At 38.7% G+C, this 18405-nt stretch carries 9 protein-coding genes; 2 read left to right on the top strand and 7 right to left on the bottom strand.

The window, feature by feature from the left end:
- Positions 1-63: 63 nt before the first annotated feature.
- Complete coding sequence (locus ACFQO1_RS09360; protein ID WP_380217761.1) at positions 64-1125, bottom strand: hypothetical protein; 1062 nt, start codon at positions 1123-1125, stop codon at positions 64-66.
- A 56-nt stretch (positions 1126-1181) separates the two neighbouring features.
- Positions 1182-4055: a DNA polymerase I gene (gene polA, locus ACFQO1_RS09355; RefSeq protein ID WP_380217760.1), complete on the bottom strand. Its 2874-nt coding sequence runs from the start codon at positions 4053-4055 to the stop codon at positions 1182-1184.
- A gap of 175 nt (positions 4056-4230) precedes the next feature.
- Here polA and ACFQO1_RS09350 point away from each other — a divergent pair, with 175 nt between their 5' ends.
- On the top strand, positions 4231-5166 hold the full coding sequence (locus tag ACFQO1_RS09350; RefSeq protein ID WP_380217759.1) for an isoaspartyl peptidase/L-asparaginase family protein: 936 nt from the start codon (positions 4231-4233) through the stop codon (positions 5164-5166).
- Between the two features lie 4 nt (positions 5167-5170).
- Here the strand turns inward: ACFQO1_RS09350 and ACFQO1_RS09345 are convergent, their stop codons facing one another.
- Positions 5171-6028: a cyanophycinase gene (locus tag ACFQO1_RS09345; RefSeq protein WP_380217863.1), complete on the bottom strand. Its 858-nt coding sequence runs from the start codon at positions 6026-6028 to the stop codon at positions 5171-5173.
- A gap of 107 nt (positions 6029-6135) precedes the next feature.
- Between ACFQO1_RS09345 and cphA the strand changes: the two genes are divergently transcribed.
- Positions 6136-8772 carry a cyanophycin synthetase gene (gene cphA, locus ACFQO1_RS09340; RefSeq protein ID WP_380217758.1) on the top strand — a complete coding sequence of 879 codons (2637 nt, stop codon included), beginning with the start codon at positions 6136-6138 and terminating at the stop codon, positions 8770-8772.
- Positions 8773-8845: 73 nt separating this feature from the next.
- Here the strand turns inward: cphA and ACFQO1_RS09335 are convergent, their stop codons facing one another.
- The 4 genes from ACFQO1_RS09335 to ACFQO1_RS09320 all read right to left on the bottom strand — a co-directional run bounded on the left by ACFQO1_RS09335 (position 8846) and on the right by ACFQO1_RS09320 (position 18356).
- Positions 8846-12784 carry a tail fiber domain-containing protein gene (locus tag ACFQO1_RS09335; RefSeq protein ID WP_380217757.1) on the bottom strand — a complete coding sequence of 1313 codons (3939 nt, stop codon included), beginning with the start codon at positions 12782-12784 and terminating at the stop codon, positions 8846-8848.
- A gap of 288 nt (positions 12785-13072) precedes the next feature.
- Positions 13073-14389, bottom strand: coding sequence for a sugar MFS transporter (locus tag ACFQO1_RS09330; RefSeq protein WP_380217756.1), 1317 nt, complete (start codon positions 14387-14389; stop codon positions 13073-13075).
- Positions 14390-14392: 3 nt separating this feature from the next.
- Complete coding sequence (locus tag ACFQO1_RS09325; RefSeq protein WP_380217755.1) at positions 14393-15415, bottom strand: isoaspartyl peptidase/L-asparaginase family protein; 1023 nt, start codon at positions 15413-15415, stop codon at positions 14393-14395.
- Positions 15416-15422: 7 nt separating this feature from the next.
- On the bottom strand, positions 15423-18356 hold the full coding sequence (locus tag ACFQO1_RS09320) for a GH92 family glycosyl hydrolase (RefSeq protein WP_380217753.1): 2934 nt from the start codon (positions 18354-18356) through the stop codon (positions 15423-15425).
- Positions 18357-18405: the final 49 nt, after the last annotated feature.

The raw sequence follows: 18405 nt of genomic DNA, 5'->3' as shown, positions 1-18405 counted from the left end.
AAAATGCTAAGATACATATTTACTATGCATGCATAGTAAATTTCATTCTAATTTTTTTAGAAGTTATGAACCAATAATATACGGATTCTCATTTTTATAATTCCGAACGATAAAATCAAGGGCACTTTGTAAGATCTCCCCCATATTTTTCGATTTTTTAAATCGAATGTCTCCTGTAAGCTTGAAAAGCGACTTTTGTAGCTGTTTAATTTTTTCTTCCGAAGAAATGACATCGGCTCGCATGCAATCCATCAATTCTTTTAATCGCTCATTTTCACTATTAGCACGCTTGGCCAGCAACGAACGTTCTTCTCTCTTGTATTGCTCAATGGACTCTTCCTGAAGCAAGTCTAAAGTCATTTTAACCAGCTTATTATTTTCTTTTAGAAATTGTGGCAGATACACTTTCAAATTCCCCTCGTAACTCTGCTGATCAAAATCTATGGCGCGAATGCGATATTGAATTCGGTCAAAATCATTGGTCAACACCATTACATAATTATAGGCACGCATATCGCCTAATAACCTAACAAAGCATCTTTCGTTAAACTTTACAAACTCTTTGGCGATTTCCTTTTTATCCTGTTCGGAGCAGTGATCGAGAAAATGCTCAATAAAATCATCTCCAGGAATACCTGAAATATGTTCTTCAATCAAAGAGTTGCCATGCACTAAAAAGTTGATGTGATTGGGTGACAACATATGCTCCAATTCTAGTCCGTAGATACGAGAAGCATCTGCTTTTTTAATATAGAGAAAAATATAGTTATCATTTAAAATATTCCGAACCTTTACTCGAAATGGCTTCGTGTTCCCAAAGGTGCAAAAGTCAATACTATCGATATTAAGGTAGGGTAACAATGAATCACTTCCATCACTGTGAAGGATCGAATACATGCGCTTTAAACTGAATTCTATTTCGTCCCGCTCACTTTCGGTATAATAGACTCGTATCCACAAAGTGTCTTTTCCATTGGAGTCATAAATAGTTACTGATCCCTGAAACCGCAGCAAATCATCATAATAAATAGGAATTTTTATGTTGCGACCATGCTTTGTAAGATATTCTGAAAGTTGTTCAGAAATAGCATAAGCAGGTTTCTTTTTGGAGATTAGTTTTTTCAAGAGAATTAAATATTTTATGCATTAACTTTTCTGAATACTGCTTACTGGCTACTTTCTCAATGCGCTTCTAGCCAGTTGTCTCCAACCCCTATTTCTACGTCCAGTGGCACACTCAATGTATAGGCATTTTCCATTTCAGATTTTATGAGAGCTGTTACCTTTTCTAGTTCCTCTTTTGGCACATCAAAGACCAGTTCATCATGCACCTGAAGCAGCATCTTAGTTTTAAAACCTTCTGAAGCAAGCCTTTTATGAATGTTAATCATCGCAATCTTTATAATGTCTGCCGCACTTCCCTGTATAGGCGCATTGACAGCATTCCGTTCGGCTGCACCACGAACAACAGCGTTTCTCGAATTAATATCCTTTAAATACCGACGCCTGCCCATGACAGTTTCTACATATTCATTATCACGTGCAAAATCTACTAACTCGCTCATATAATTACGAAGTTTAGGATAGGTTTTATAATAGGTGTCGATCAACTCTTTCGATTCGAAACGAGAGAGGTCGGTTTGATTGCTTAATCCAAATGCTGAAACCCCATAAATAATTCCAAAATTTACCGTTTTTGCATTGCTTCGCTGCTCTCTGGTTACTTCTGAAAGTGGAACGTTAAAAACTTTGGCCGCTGTGGAGGCATGAATATCTTCATTATTTTTAAAGGCTTCAATCATCGTATCTTCTTCGCTTAAGGCAGCAATAATTCGTAATTCTATCTGTGAGTAATCTGCTGCCAACAACACGTGATCTTTATCGCGCGGGATGAAGGCCTTACGGACTTCACGACCGCGCTCGGTACGGATGGGAATATTTTGGAGGTTCGGATTGTTACTACTCAGTCGGCCAGTGGCCGCCACCGTTTGCATATAATCGGTATGCACTCTTTGAGTCGATGGCTCCACCTGTTCTGGTAATGCATCTACATAGGTGCTTTTTAGTTTGGCGAGTCCGCGATATTCGAGAACGTCCTTGATAATTTTATGATCTTTGGCCAAATAAGAAAGTACATCTTCTGCGGTAGAATATTGACCGGTTTTTGTCTTTTTAGGTTTATCGACCAGCTGTAGCTTTCCGAAGAGAATCTCACCTAATTGTTTTGGCGATGCAATATTGAATTCTTCTCCAGCTTCTTTATAAATACTCTTTTCGAGTGCTGCGATGTCTTCTTCTAATTCTGCTGAAAGTTTTTTCAAGAAATCTTCATCTAGATTAATTCCTTCTAGTTCCATATCGGCTAACACTCTGAGCAACGGAATTTCAATCTCATCAAATAATTTCTGAGTATTTGCTTCGCCCAGTTCCTTTTCAAAATGTTCCTTTAACTGAAGGGTAATATCGGCATCTTCCACAGCATATTCGGTTTGCGCTTCCACAGGAACATCTCGCATTGACTTCTGATTTTTTCCTTTTTTACCGATCAATTCTGTAATTGAAACTGGCGTATAATTTAAATAAGTTTCTGAAAGTACGTCCATATTATGGCGCATATCGGCATTGATCAAGTAGTGTGCTAACATAGTATCAAACAATTTTCCTTTTACAGTAACATTGTATTTCTGAAGTACCTTGATATCGTACTTTAAATTCTGACCAATTTTTTCATTTTCTGAAGCTTCAAAAAATGGCCGAAGTTGTTCTATAATTACCTGTGCTTCTTCTTTATTTTCAGGAAAAGGAAGATAAAATCCTTTGGTAGGTTCCCACGAAAAAGCAATTCCGACCAGTTCTGCCGTCAACGGATTCAAACCTGTAGTTTCCGTATCAAAGCACACCGATGTTTGTTTCATCAAATTCTGAATAAAAAGCTTGGTTCCCATTCCGGGCTGGATTGTCTGATAAAAATGTGGAGTGTCTTTAATGGTCTTTCTGGACGAAAATACCTCACTAGCCGCAGAGGGTTCGTTATCACCACCAAAAAGTGAAAACTGACCTTGTCCAGCAGTTTTGGTTGCTTTTTGAGTGGATGGTTTATCAGTTGCACCATCTTTTTTAGAATCGGTTTCATTCTGCTGGTGATTGGTCCCTGGCGCTGCCATAGCTTCTACCGAAAAAGCTTTGACAAAATTATCGGTAAGTCGTCTAAATTCCAGTTCTTCAAAAATTTTGGTCACTTCGGTTACATCGGGTTCAGACATTTCAAAATCCTCTTCATGAAATTCTACAGGCACATCGAGCATAATGGTTGCCAGTTGTTTTGACAACAATCCCAATTCGGCATTTTCGATGACTTTTTCTTTCATCTTCCCCTTCAACTTATCGGTATTGGCAAGCAACCCTTCCATAGAACCAAACTGCTTGATAAATTTTTTGGCCGTTTTATCACCTACACCTGGTAATCCTGGAATGTTATCACTGGCATCACCCATCATCCCAAGGTAATCGATCACCTGATCTGGTGTCTCCACTTCAAACTTTTTTTGAACTTCTGGAATTCCCCAGGTCTCATACCCTCCTCCAAATACAGGTCTGTACATAAAAATGTTTTCAGAAACCAGTTGCGCAAAATCCTTATCGGGAGTCACCATAAAAGTGGTGTATCCTTCTTTCTCTGCTTTTTTTGCCAACGTTCCAATTACATCGTCTGCTTCAAAACCCTCTTTCACCATGATTGGAATATGCATGGCTTCAAGGATCTTACAGATATATGGAATAGCGATTAGAATTCCGTTGGGAGTTTCATCTCGATTGGCTTTATAGTCCTCGAACATATCGTTACGCGCAACACTTCCGCCTTTATCGAAACATACTGCCAGATGATCTGGGCGTTCTCGCTTGATCACATCCAGAAAGCTATTCATAAATCCCATAATAGCTGAGGTATCCATTCCTTTACTATTGATTCGAGGATTTTTAATAAGGGCATAATACCCTCGGAAAATTAAAGCATAGGCATCAACTAGAAAAAGGCGTTTTTTTGGTTCTGGCATTTTAGAATAGTTTTTGTCAGCCTTAGCCTGTCGAAGGTCAAATTAGAAAATAAAGAGGCTTCGACAGGCGCAACATGACATTAATTGTATGTTTTTCAAATGTAAAAAGAACCGTTCAGAAAAAAGAATATAAATTGTGTTAGTTGATGTATTTTTGAATTCTGAAATACTTTCTATGAACAACCCATTTACAATTGCCATTCACGGCGGCGCTGGCACACTTCTGAAAGGTCAAATGACGGCTGAAAAAGAGACCGCTTACAGAAAAGCACTTGAAGAAGCATTAGCTGCTGGCTATAGCATTCTTGAGTCCAACGGAAGCGCAGTAGATGCTGTTGAAACTTCGGTTAAACTATTGGAAGATTCGCCTTTGTTTAATGCCGGAAAAGGAAGTGTATTTACAGCCGAAGGCACCCACGAAATGGATGCTGCTATCATGGAAGGCAAGGAACAACAAGCAGGTGCTGTTTCCTTGATCACAGGTATTAAAAATCCGGTCTCGTTGGCTAGAGATGTGATGGAAAAAAGCGAGCATGTGTTTCTTGCAGGAGAAGGCGCCATGCGGTTTGCTAAAGAAAACAAGTATGATGTAATGTCACCCGACTATTTCTATGATGAATTGCGCTATCAACAATGGCAGGAAATAAAAGGAAGCAATACCTTTCAGTTAGATCATTCGGTTAAAAAAGATAGCAAATTTGGAACAGTTGGCGCTGTCGCTTTAGACCAAAATGGGGATTTGGCAGCAGCTACCTCAACCGGCGGCATGACCAACAAAAAATGGGGTCGCCTGGGTGACAGTCCGATGATTGGTGCTGGAAATTACGCGAATAATAAAACTTGTGCTGTAAGTTGTACAGGAAGTGGCGAATTTTTTATAAGAGGTGTTGTCGCCTATGATGTAAGTTGTTTGATGGAATACAAAGGGTTGTCTTTGGAAGAAGCTGCTTCCGAAGTGATTCAAAATCGGATTAAACTACTAGGCGGCGATGGCGGATTAATTGCCGTAGACACCAAAGGAACTATTAGCATGCCTTTTAATACTGAAGGGATGTATAGGGCCTGTCAGTCTTCCGAAGGAAAAAAAGAAATAAAAATTTATAAAGATTAGCTAATTATTTAACTACGGGAATTTGAAGCGGACTAATTTTTACTTTTTTCTTTTTAATGTTAAAACGGTCACCGCTGGCAAGAATGTGCGTTTTTAAATTTGTAAGTGACATGGGCGTCCCTTTTTCAAGAAGGTGATGATTGTTATGTTTAGCTTTTCTTGCATTAAACAAAATAACCATTCCAGATCCTAGCACTTCAAACTTTCCCTCTTTGATGATAAGTCCGGTATCCTCTGCAAGTCCTACACCAATTAACTTAGGAAATTTTGCAACAGCTTCGGCCAAACGACCAAAACGCCCCCTTCTAATAAAATGCGAGTCGATGATCAATTCTGGAATAAAGCTCATTCCCTCGCCCATTCCAACGGCTCCTTTAATAAAGGACTCCTGGCTGCTCCCTCCTGTAATCATTTCGTGACTCATACACATGGCTCCTGCACTGGTTCCTGCGATGACAAAATTTTCATTTTGATACCGTTCTGCCATGATCTTATGAAGTGTAGTTCCACCGATTGCTCGGGTAATGTTTGACTGATTTCCACCAGAAAACATCACACAATCTGCTTCCTGCATTAATTGGATATTGGTAGGAGTTTCAGATTGATCCCGATCACGAATATTGAGAACATGTAAATTTTTGCACCCTAGTTTTCCGAAGGCAGTTAGATAATTTTCACCTACCTCATCAGGAATACTAGAAGCTGTAGGGATAATTAAAATTTTTGCGTTTATACCACCACTTTCTTTTACTACTCGTGAAAGAATACCTTCTTCTATAAACTCTAAGTGGTAAATTTCTTTTGTTTCTACTCCTTTGTCTTCGTTACCTCCAATTGGGATCAAGGTGCCTTTTGCAATCATTTTGAAATATATTATTACTGGCAAAAATACAAGTTTTACTCCTAGAAAATCATATATTTAACGAATGTTCTCAACGACTCAATGTACAACTACAAAACCCACCTTATATGAAGATAAGAGAAATTAACGCCATGCGTGGCCCCAATTACTGGTCTGTTCGCCGTCACAAACTAATTGTTATGGTTCTTGATCTGGAAAAGATGGAGGAGTTTCCTTCCAACAAAATTCCAGGATTTATCGACCGGTTAAAAGCTATGTTTCCAAGCATGTATTCTCATAGGTGTAGTGTCGGGACCGAAGGTGGTTTTTTTCAACGGGTAGAAGAGGGCACTTGGATGGGTCATATTATCGAACATATTGCATTAGAAATTCAAACGTTAGCTGGTATGGATACTGGCTTCGGAAGAACCCGCGATTACGGAGAAAAAGGGGTTTATAATGTAGTTTTCAGTTATATTGAAGAAAATGTTGGTAGGTATGCTGCGGAAGCTTCTGTAAAAATATGTGAAGCTTTAATTGAAGCGAAGGACTATGATCTCGATCCTGATATTCAAAAAATGCGGGAACTTAGAGAAGCAGAACGCTTAGGCCCTAGTACAGGCAGTATTGTTGAAGAAGCCGAAAGCAGAGGGATTCCCTGGATACGTTTAAACAAATATTCGCTTTGCCAGCTAGGCTATGGCGCCAATCAGAAGAGAATCCAGGCAACCGTAACCTCTGAAACTTCATCTATTGGGGTGGAGCTTGCTTGTGATAAAGAAGATACTAAATACTTACTTGAACAGGCTGAGGTTGAAGTTCCAAGAGGTGACATTATTTCACGTGAAAGTAGCCTAAAAGATGCTTGCAGTTACGTAGGGTATCCGTGTGTGATCAAGCCTATCGATGGAAATCATGGAAGAGGGATTACCGTAGATATTAACAATTATGAGGATGCATTAGTTGCTTTTAACGCCGCTAAAGATGTTTCTAGAAGAGTCATTGTAGAAAAATATATTACCGGAGAAGATTACAGGTTATTAGTCATCAATAATGTATTGGTTGCTGGTGCAAAAAGAACACCAGCACATGTGATTGGAGACGGGAAGTCTACAGTCGAAGAATTAGTGATGGAAGTAAATAAAGATCCTCGTAGAGGTTATGGACATGAAAATGTTTTGACACAAATCACCATTAATGACCTTACCAAAACTATCATTAAAGATGCAGGGTACACTATAGAGTCGGTGCTTCCAAAAGGAGAACGCCTAATTCTAAAAGATACCGCTAATCTAAGCACTGGAGGTACTGCCGAAGATATAACCGATATTATACACCCTGCCAATGTATCGATGGCAGAACGTATTTCAAAAATAATTGATCTTGATATCTGCGGGATTGATATTATGACCAGCGATATCTCAAAACCCTTATCAGAAACAGGAGGAGCTGTTTTAGAAGTTAATGCTGGCCCAGGTTTTCGAATGCACCTAGCACCTACTTCGGGATTGCCTCGAAATGTGGCAGCTCCTGTAGTTGACAAACTGTTTCCTACGGCAGGGGATACAGGTCGAATTCCAATAGTTGCCATTACTGGAACCAATGGCAAAACTACTACCAGTAGACTCATTGCGCATATGGCAAAAATGAAAGGGTATCGAGTAGGTTATACAACTAGTGATGGGGTGTATATTCAGAATAGATTATTAATGACAGGAGATTGTACGGGACCAGCAAGTGCCGAATTCGTTTTGCGAGATCCTACCGTCAATTTTGCAGTATTAGAATGTGCGCGAGGCGGATTATTACGTGCCGGCCTTGGCTTTAAGAAATGTGATGTTGCTGTAGTGACCAATGTTGCTGCAGATCATTTAGGATTAAAAGGAATTCACACCATAGAACAGTTGGCTAGAGTTAAAGGGGTTATCCCTGAAACTGTATTGCCAGACGGCTATGCGATTTTAAATGCAGACGATGATCTGGTCTATGAAATGCGTCGTAGTGTTAATTGTAACCTTGCTCTTTTTTCAATGGATGAAAATAATCCGAGAGTTAGAGCTTTGCAACGTAAAGGAGGGATTACCGCTGTATATGAAAATGGATATGTTACAATATGTAAGGGAGAATGGAAAATGAGAGTCATGAAAGCAGAGAATATTCCGTTAACCTACGATGGGAAAGCAGACTTTATGATTCAGAATGTGTTAGCCGCTGTTTTAGCAGCACAAGTTCAAGGTATCCGCATAGAAGATATGAAAGTTGCTTTGGAAACCTTTATACCTTCCGCAGCGCAAACGCCAGGAAGATTAAATCTGTTTAAGTTTGAGAACTTTCAAATTCTATTAGATTATGCGCACAATCCTGCAGGTATGCGAGCGTTACAACGATTTACAAACAATCTGGAAGCTACTCACAAGGTGTGTATTATTGCCGGAATTGGCGATAGAAGAGTTGAGGATAATAATTTAATTGGAAGTATTGCTGCAGAGATGAGTGATGAAATAATCATCCGCCAAGACAAGCAATTACGAGGCAAAACAGAAGAAGAGCTTATTAAAATGCTAAATGATGGTATTAAAATGAAGGATCCAAAGATCAAAACGACAATCATTCCTTCAGAAAAAGAGGCTATTACGCATGCCGTCAATAATGCAAAAAAAGGTTCTTTGATCATTTTATGCAGCGATGTGGTTCCAGATGCATTAGATTTGGTTCAGAAATTTAAGGCACAAGAAGCAAGTGGTGAAAAGATTTTTGCGCAGTAGTTTTTACAAAAAAAGACCGCCCTCTTCAAAGGCGGTCTTTTAGATTCTCAAAGATTTGGGATAGTTGAGAATCTTATTTTTCTTCTAATAGAATTTCTTGTGAGATTAAATTGCCTGAATTTTCTAACACAGTAATACGTTTCTCTAAGTTCTGGTATAAAGAAAGTGTTTGTTTTAATTCTTTATTTTCCGATTCTAATTTTTTTACTTTTTCAATAAGTTCTTTCATTCCTGCGGTGAGTAATGGTGTGATACGACCATAAGCAACTGTCATAGGTTCTTTTTCAACATCACCATTTGGGTCTCCAGACACAATTTGCGGTACTATTTTCTGAACTTCTTGTGCTAAAAATCCAAACTCTTTGACACCAAGATTAGCTTTATATTCATACCATAAAGGATTTAAATCAGAAATTTTTCCTAATGCATTAGTTTCTTGGGCGAAGTTTGTTTTGAGTCGTTTGTCTGAAGTGGTCTGATAGTTAACTCCAGTTCCTGCGACAGTGCCTTCGATGCGACCAGCCAATGTGGTACTACTTCTATAAAATGCGATATAATGATTATCTTCAAATGCTCTAGAGGCTCTTAAACGAATACTAACTCCATCTGTACCCGTTCCTGATGTAGAAGTGTTTGTGAAATTAGCAATAAAGCCCGAATGGTCAGACCCCTGTACGTCGAGCGTTTCATTTGGAAACGATGTCCCTACACCAAATGCTCCTGTATTTACATATGAATCTCCTGTAGCATCAAATTTGACCGAAACTACATTTGAAGCATTTATAATATCTAAAACACCATCATTGGTATCCGTGTATAAATTTAACTTAGTAAACGGGTTTGAAAGTCCGTTTCGAATACTTAGCATCCCGCCAATATTTGTGTTTCCTGAATCATCTATTTGGAACATAGAGCTCCCATCATCTTGTACAGTAAAATCTCCTGTACCTGAAAGATCAAGTATAAAATTGAAATTATCCTGATCTAAGGTCGTATTCTGTAGCAATGTACCTCCTAGTCTCACATTACCTGAGTTTTTGGTAAGTCCATTGCTCGCTGTTATTGTTCCACCCGATGCGGCCCATTGAGTGGTTCCGTCTCCATTACTTGTTAAAACACTAGTAGCTGTTCCTCGATTTGTAGGAAGTGCATAACCCGTACTCGCCATGGCTGGATTACCAATTTGCAACTCTCCATTGGCACGCAAAACATTTCCTGTCGAAGTATTATCTGCTCCAAACTCACCATAAATTAAAGCGTTGTCTGAATTAGCATTGGTATTATCTACTATCAATATATTGTTTCCGGTAGTACCGCTACCCGCTTCAGAACCAACAAATACATTTCCACTACCTGTACTCGTATTTCCAGCTCTATATCCAATAGCTACATTATCATTTCCTGTCGTATTTGCGTTTAATGTTTCTAACCCTAAAGCAACATTTCGAGCACCTGTACCATTTGAATATAATGCTCGGTATCCAAATGCTGTATTGCTGGCTCCTGTATTACTGAATAACGACTGAGTTCCTACAGAAGTATTATAGGCAGATAACACATTTGTTCTCAATGCGCCATTTCCTATTGCGATATTATCAAATCCACTTTGATTTGCCAACATAGCCTGATAGCCCAATGCTGTATTATTATTTCCACTTACATTGGCATTGAGACTACTAAGACCAACTGCTGTATTTTGACTGCCACCAACATTAGAATTAAGTGAACCATAGCCAGCTGCTGTATTATTTTGACCTGTCGTATTATTTTGTAATACCTGGAACCCTACTCCCACATTTTTGTTGTCTGAACTATCATCGGCTGCGCCAGCATTTATCCCCAAAAACACTGAAGAACCATTTTGACTTCCATCATTATCACTTTTACCATCTGCTAAATCATCGATCTTTTCAACTCCAGTAGCTGGAGTGGTAAAAGTTAATTGCCCTGTACCATTTGTCATTAATATTTGATTCGCGGTCCCATCTACGACAGGAAATTTATAGCCTGTTAGTATAGGGTTTCCAATCTGAAATTCTCCGTTGGCGCGTAGCATATTTCCAGTAGTGGTAGCATCGGTTCCAAATTCACCATAAATAAGAGCGTTGTCTGGACCTGCGTTGGTATTTTCAATAAATAATCTGTTATTCGCAATCGTTGAACCACTACCTGCCATGTGACCAATAAAAATATTATTATCTCCTCCCGTAGTTTCCCCTGCACTTAAGCCAATAGCTGTGTTATTGGAACCATTAAATGAAAATAATGATTGGGTACCTACCGCAACATTATTCGCTCCCGAACTAACATACATTGCGTTAGCACCTATCGCTGTATTATTATTGTTCGTCCCATTCCCATTTAATGTTCGCATGCCAATTGCAGTATTTGAACTTCCCGAAGTATTCCCAGATAAGGACAAGTATCCCATCGCAGTATTACTTGAACCATCAACATTACTCCTTAAACTTCCCCATCCGATTGCATTGTTTAAATTTCCTGTAGTATTTGCCAACATGCTCTCATATCCTATACCCACATTACTATTATTAGAGCTATCGTCTGCCGCACCTGCGTTGACTCCTAAGAATATGGAAGAACCGTCCTCTGAGCCATCACTATCACTTTTTCCGTCTGAGAGATCGTCAATTTTTTCTACTCCAGCTGCTAGCGTACTAAATGAAAGCTGCCCAGCTCCATCGGTTGTTATAACTTGACCTGCAGTTCCATCAATACTAGGCATAATATATCTGTTTAATACACCATCGGTGCCAAAAGAGACTCTTCCAATAAAAAACCCTGCAAAGCTATTCGTTTTTCGTACATCACTATATACACCATAATGAGTTCCTCCTGCCGTACTGCCAATATTGTTGTAACTACCATATTTCGTTCCAGTACCTAGTCCACTCATTAGGTTGAAATTACCGTATACGGCGCCTGTTCCAGCACCACTAATGGTATTATATGATCCGTAAACACTATTAACACCTGCACCTCCTCCACTAAAAAAATACCCATAGAGTCTGCTGTCTGCTGTTGATAGTTCTTGAATATATGACCCATAAACATTACCAAGGTAATTTGAAGGGCCATTAATGGAAATATGCAGACCTCGTACACTTGACCCTGCATCTGTTGAACTTCCATTCATTGTAACAGAAAGACCTGAAGGTCTAGCCCCAGTTCCAGTAAAATCAACATCATGCGAGATATTAATTCCATCCACATTGTCAATATTTGTGACAGAAGTACCACTTAAATTCATTTCCACACCATTTTGAGTATCTCCCGCATTTACAATTATTGCAGATCCGTCTCCATCCATATTACCATCTATTTGAAGAGTAGCTTGAGGATTATTTCTATTAATGCCTATACGGTCCTCACTGCCATCTACAAATAACATATGGGTTTCATTGCCACTTTCAACTCTAAAATCGCTTTGTGTACTATCTTCATTAAAAGCTATTTCCTGACTGGCATGCTGAATATCTATATAGTTTCTTCCGCCAGCATCTAATTGAATTCTATCTGGTGTAAATTGCACAAACGTATCTGTATCTGCATCATGTACAATACTTTCAGCTGCGATTATATTGTTTTCAACTCTAAGTCCTCCATTACCTTGAATTTCAACCGCACCATTATCGGCAGTAATAACACGACCCAAACCAGCACCTCCAAAATCATAAGCTTCATCTAAAGTACCTCCCCCAGCTCCTGAAACAGCTACCCAGCTCATAACATCATTATTCCAATAATAAAATCCTTTGGCAGGTGTTCCATTTCCTGTAGCAAAAACCATCATACCATCCTGATCTGCAGTAGGTGATGTGGTTGGAAAATCATCCATACGAGGAATTAGAATTCCATCGGTATTAGAAGGAGTAACTGTACTTGTGGCACTGATATCCAATGTGGATTTAGGGTCTATATTCCCTATTCCAACTTGGGCTATCAAAGGAATGCTCATAAATATAAGGAGCAAAAAAAGTGTTATTTTTTTCATGGTATGATGTTTTAAAATAGCACACCAAAGTAAAGTAGGCAATTCAGGTAGTAAGAGTTGGAGGAGTCAAAAATAAATGATGAAGGTTTCAATACCCTCTATGAATTCATAGATTTTTTAAAAATACAGAATTAATCTAAAATAGAAAAGCCACCACAGTTGTGATGACTTTTCGCCCCAAATTTGATTAACACCCTAGGGTATTAACCTACTTATGTCTAACAAAACTATAAAAATTTTGGTACATATATGTACTTTTTTTAAATTATATAAAAAACTTGTTCAATTTTAAAAAGAATGTAACCTGCTGATTTTTTGTTTTTTATACCCATAAAAGAGAATATATCCGTAACAGCCTATTAGAAGAAAAAGTGCTGTTTTAAAGCCAATTGTATCTGTTAAAAGTCCGTATAGTGGCGGAATAATTGCACCACCCACAATGGCCATACAAAGTAAACCAGACGCTTGAGGTTTTAAATCTCCCAAACCTTCTATCGTAAGAGTGAAAATAGTAGGAAACATAATTGAATTAAATAACCCTACAGCCAGTATTGTCCACATCGCTAGTAATCCTGTAGTATTCATTGATATTACTAGCATCACAATCGCCAGAAAAGCGAATGCTGCAAGTACCTTTCCTGGTCTTATAATTTTCGTGAGATATGAACCTATAAATCGCCCTACCATGGCTCCACTCCAGTAAAAAACAACAAAAGCTCCCACTATGGCCTTAGCGTCTATACTAGCTAGATCTTTAGAGAGAATTCTAGATGCTAGTCTATTCATCGTGTTATTTTCAATGATAACCTGAGCGAGATTCATATTCAAAAAGTAATTGACTAAATAGCTTCCTATTGCTACTTCGGCACCTACATACAGAAAAATACCGATCACACCCATCATAACGTAGTTGTTTTTTAATAGTTTCCCATACCCTCCTTTTGGAGTTTTTTGTAATATCTTCGGAAGCTTTATAAATACAAATAGCAATGCGAGTACACCTATACACCCTGCCAGAAATAAAAATGGTTGTTGGACTGCCCCCGCTTCACCTATATAATAGTTTTGTTGTTCGGCTTCGGTCATTACCGAAATAGTTTCCGAAGACTGTATTTTATCGCTCAACAAATACGTTGCTCCTACAATAGGGGCAATTGCCGTTCCCAAGGAGTTAAAAGCCTGTGAAAGATTGAGCCTGCTTGAGGCTCCAGCTTCAGATCCTAGAACTGCCACATACGGATTTGCAGCCACCTGCAAAATTGTAATCCCAGCTGCCAGCGTAAAATATCCCAGTAAAAAAACACCAAAAATTCTTTCCGAAGCTGCTGGATAAAACAATAAACAACCTATTGCCATCACTGCAAGTCCTAATACAACTCCTTTTTGATAGCCAATCTTTGATAACAGCCAACCTGCTGGAACCGAAAAAACAAAATAGGCTGCAAAAAAAGCAAACTGAACCAACCCTGCCTGAAAATAAGAAAGTTCAAAAACATCTTTCAATCTCGGAATCAAACTGTCGACCAATACAGTAATAAATCCCCAGAGAAAAAACAGTACCGTGACAATTATAAAAGCCGAACGATAATTTTTTGTGGCATTCATAGCTTACTCTGTTTGGCTTTTATGATAAAAATCTACTGCAATATTTTCGTTTTTGTCATTCTGATATTTCATCATTGCAAATCCCTCATGAATACAATATGCACCAGTTTCGCCAGCTTTATTTATAGCAATATACGCCGCTTGAAAGTCTTTGTATCGATCATTTTTCTTCACAATTCGATGCACTGCTTCTTCACAAGCTTGCTGTGGTGACATCCCATTACGCATTAGTTCTACAATTAAAAAACTGCCTACTGTCTTAAGGATTTCCTCTCCCATTCCTGTGGCAACTGCCCCTCCAACTTCATTATCTACAAACAATCCGCTACCAATAATCGGACTATCACCCACACGGCCTTTCATTTTGTAAGACAAGCCCGAGGTACTGCAAGCCCCTGCAATATCACCCTCTTTATCGAGACAAAGCATCCCGATCGTGTCATGATTTTCGATGTTAATAATGGGTTTATATTCTGAACTTTTAAGCCATTCTTGCCACGCTTTATTACTTTCTTCGGTTAGGAGGTCTTCTCTTTTAAAGCCTTGAGTATACCCAAATTCCTCGGCTCCCTCGCCTGCAAGAATTACATGCGGTGTTTCTTCCATTACTTTTCGAGCCAAGGCCGCTACATGTGTAATCGTAGACACATACAAAACAGAACCACAATCGCCATTGGGAGACATAACACAGGCATCTAACGTAACATTTCCTTCTCGGTCTGGCGCCCCACCTTTACCAACTGTCGTATTTTTTAAATTATCTTCCTCAACTTGCACCCCTTCAATAGCAGCATCTAAAGCAGATTTACCTGCTTTTAAAGCAGCTCCTGCGACTCTATTTGCTTCGGAAAAACCCCAGGTACAAATTGCAATGGGAGTTGGTTTTGTAGAGTTCTTTTTTTCTGAAAGTGCTTCCATAGATTTTTTTTCTGAAGATATGGTTTCATTACAACTTACCATGGATGCACCCAAACCAATGCCAACGGTTCCTACAGCAGCCTTCCGAATAAATTTTCGTCGCTTCATACGTTCTTTATTTAATTTCTATCTCATCGACAAATATCCAAGCATCCCCATTGGGATAGCCCAAATGCCATTCTGGTAATTTCCCCAAGTTAGTTGCTACTATTTTTATATATTGAATGTTGGGTTTATTGATTGAAAATACCACTTTAGTAATGTTTGGAGTATCATTTTTAAGAGTTGCATTGATATTTCTTTCTCTTGATAATCTAAACTTCTTATCGGCACCCGCTACATACACCTGAACTTTTGTGGGAAAGAAAATCCAACTCCCTTGATCTTCAAGAAAATTAATGGTTACCGATTTTGCCAATTTAGGCTTGCTTCGATCCACTGTTGCAATCAGGTCTTTTCCCCAATAGCCTTGCCAAGCACCCGTTCTAAAATCCCGAGTTCCTTTGATGCCGTCAATGAGCGCATCGGGTCCTCCAGCGTTATATTCGTTTGAATAGACTGTCTCTAATGAAACACTAAGATCCTTATCAATTTTAAAAAAATTGGTTGTGAGCACCTGACTTTTTTTAGACCCTTTTTGTGCATACGTTTTTAAAGTCGTGGTTTTTGAAATTTTAAAAGGCGACGTATATTTCTGAAAATTTCCTTCATCCAAACAATAAAAAATCTCTGAATCTTTTGAGGCTACCTCAAGTGCAATTTCTGTGTTTTCTTTAAACGCGATATCTCCTGAAGCTAAAAATGGAGCGAGTATTATGGCATTATCTTCAATGCTGGTCTTTGGAATATTTTGATCCTGCGTTGCCCAGTCACTTGGCGCATTTGTCATGGTAAAAACTAGCATCCCTCCCTGCATGATTTCTTCATGTGTTAGGTAACTTCGTTTCAAATCCATTCCGTTCAAAGTAGCACTTTTTATATATTTGTTTGCTTCGGAAAGTCCTTCTGCCACTACTGTAAAGGTGTTTCCACTTTCAAGGTTTAGGGTCGCTTTTTTAAATAAGGGAGCTCCAATGATATACTGATTGGTTCCAGGCGTCACTGGATAAAATCCTAGGGAGCTAAATATATACCATGCACTCATTTGTCCGCAGTCTTCGTTACCGCTAATTCCGTCGGGTTTGTTTTTGTAGAGTTCTGTTAAAATCTGACGTGTTAATTCCTGCGTTTTATAAGGCTTATTGACAAAATTATACAAATATGCCATGTGATGACTCGGTTCGTTACCATGGGCATACTGACCAATTAAACCTGTAATATCTGCTTGATTACGCCCTGAGGTTTCAGCTTTTGCCGTAAATAAATTATCTAAGTGTGTTTCAAACTTGTCTTTCCCGCCCATGATTTCGATCAATCCTGAAATATCTTGCGGCACAAACAAACTATATTGCCATGCGTTTGCTTCGGTATAATTAAAATTGACTTCATAGGGATCGAAAGGTCCAAACCATGTATTGTTAAAACGACCTTGCATAAAACCCGTTTTTGGGTTATATACATTCTTATAGTTCTGTGCTCTTTCAGAAAATAATGCATATTCATGTTCTTTTCCCATTCGCTTTGCCATCATCGCAATAGTCCAATCATCATAAGCATATTCTAGCGTTTTGGATACACTTTCACTTTCTTCTTCCACAGGTATAAAGCCGTTTTCCTTATACGATTTTAATCCTAATTTATCTTGCATTGCGCTGTGCTTTACTGCTTCAAAAGCTTTTTCAGCATTAAAACCCTCAATACCTTTTAGGTACGCATCTGCAATTACTGGAACTCCGTGATATCCAATCATACAACCTGTATAACTGGCGCTAAGATCCCAAATAGGTAAAATACCTCCCTCTTCATATTTTGCTAACATGGTATTTACAAAATCACTGGTACGCTTCTCTTCTATAATGGTATATAATGGATGTGCTGCGCGAAAGGTATCCCAAAGTGAAAAAACGGTGTAATAGTCAAAATCTGTAGTTTGATGAATTTTCATATCCATACCGCGGTAACGTCCATCCACGTCCTGATAAAGATTTGGGGCAATCATCGTATGGTATAATGCAGTATAAAAATTATACAAATGTTCTTCATTAGAATCCTCGATCACAATTTTTTGAAGTTGTTTTTCCCAGATTTCGGTAGCTTCGGTTTTTATTTGCTGAAACGTTTTAGTGCCAATTTCAGTTTCTCGGTTTTTCTTAGCCCCTTCCATGTCAACAGCAGAAATCCCGATTGAAATATAAACTGGTTCATTTTTCGGATTTAAAAACTGAAGTGCGATCTTTCTCCCATCATCGTCACTTTCTATTGAAGAAGTTTGAAATGTATGAGTAAATGGATGAGACGTTTTTAAATTAAAAAACACCCGCTGATCTGATGCCCAAGCTTTACTAAAGCGATACCCTTGGAGTTCGGTGTTAGAAACCACTTCAATCTTTGCATCCAATACTTTATCGCGATGAAGTAAATCGAGCATTGTATATTGATTTTCAGGACTAGAGAATATGTATTGATGCATTCCTGCACGGGGTGTAACTGTTAATTCGACATCAATATTAGTACTGTCCAGCAGTACTTTATAATATCCAGGGGAAGCTTTTTCGTTATCATGAGAAAAATGTGCTCTGTAGCCTTTTTTTCCATCGGCACCATTATGAAAATTGATCTCATTGGTAGGCATTAATAATATATCACCATAATCGCTTACACCCGTACCACTAAGATGCGTATGTGAAAATCCATAAATGTAATTATCGCTGTAATGATACCCACTACAACCGTCCCAACCGTCTAGTCTGGTGTCTGGACTTAACTGCATCATCCCAAACGGCATCGTTGCCCCAGGGTAGGTATGGCCATGCCCCCCTGTTCCTATAAATGGATTGACATATGCAGTCAATGATTTCTGTTGTTGTGAGGAGATGGTAGTCTTTCCTTTTTCTTCAGAACAGTTTATAAAGAACAGTACACATAATACTGCAAGGACTACTTTTTTCATGGTGAGTTGTTAGCAGAGTGAAAAGATACGAAACAGTTAAATAAACCTA

The organism is Jejudonia soesokkakensis (genome assembly GCF_042664795.1).
Classification (GTDB): Bacteria; Bacteroidota; Bacteroidia; order Flavobacteriales; family Flavobacteriaceae; genus Jejudonia; species Jejudonia soesokkakensis.
Note: the sequence above shows the minus strand (reverse complement) of the source record. Positions and strands in the feature narration are given on the sequence as shown.

Coding starts and splice junctions, on each gene's coding strand:
- polA (WP_380217760.1), bottom strand. CDS start 4,055: ATGCCAGAACCAAAAAAACGCCTTTTTCTAGTTGATGCCTATGCTTTA.
- ACFQO1_RS09350 (WP_380217759.1), top strand. CDS start 4,231: ATGAACAACCCATTTACAATTGCCATTCACGGCGGCGCTGGCACACTT.
- ACFQO1_RS09345 (WP_380217863.1), bottom strand. CDS start 6,028: ATGATTGCAAAAGGCACCTTGATCCCAATTGGAGGTAACGAAGACAAA.
- cphA (WP_380217758.1), top strand. CDS start 6,136: ATGAAGATAAGAGAAATTAACGCCATGCGTGGCCCCAATTACTGGTCT.
- ACFQO1_RS09335 (WP_380217757.1), bottom strand. CDS start 12,784: ATGAAAAAAATAACACTTTTTTTGCTCCTTATATTTATGAGCATTCCT.
- ACFQO1_RS09330 (WP_380217756.1), bottom strand. CDS start 14,389: ATGAATGCCACAAAAAATTATCGTTCGGCTTTTATAATTGTCACGGTA.
- ACFQO1_RS09325 (WP_380217755.1), bottom strand. CDS start 15,415: ATGAAGCGACGAAAATTTATTCGGAAGGCTGCTGTAGGAACCGTTGGC.
- ACFQO1_RS09320 (WP_380217753.1), bottom strand. CDS start 18,356: ATGAAAAAAGTAGTCCTTGCAGTATTATGTGTACTGTTCTTTATAAAC.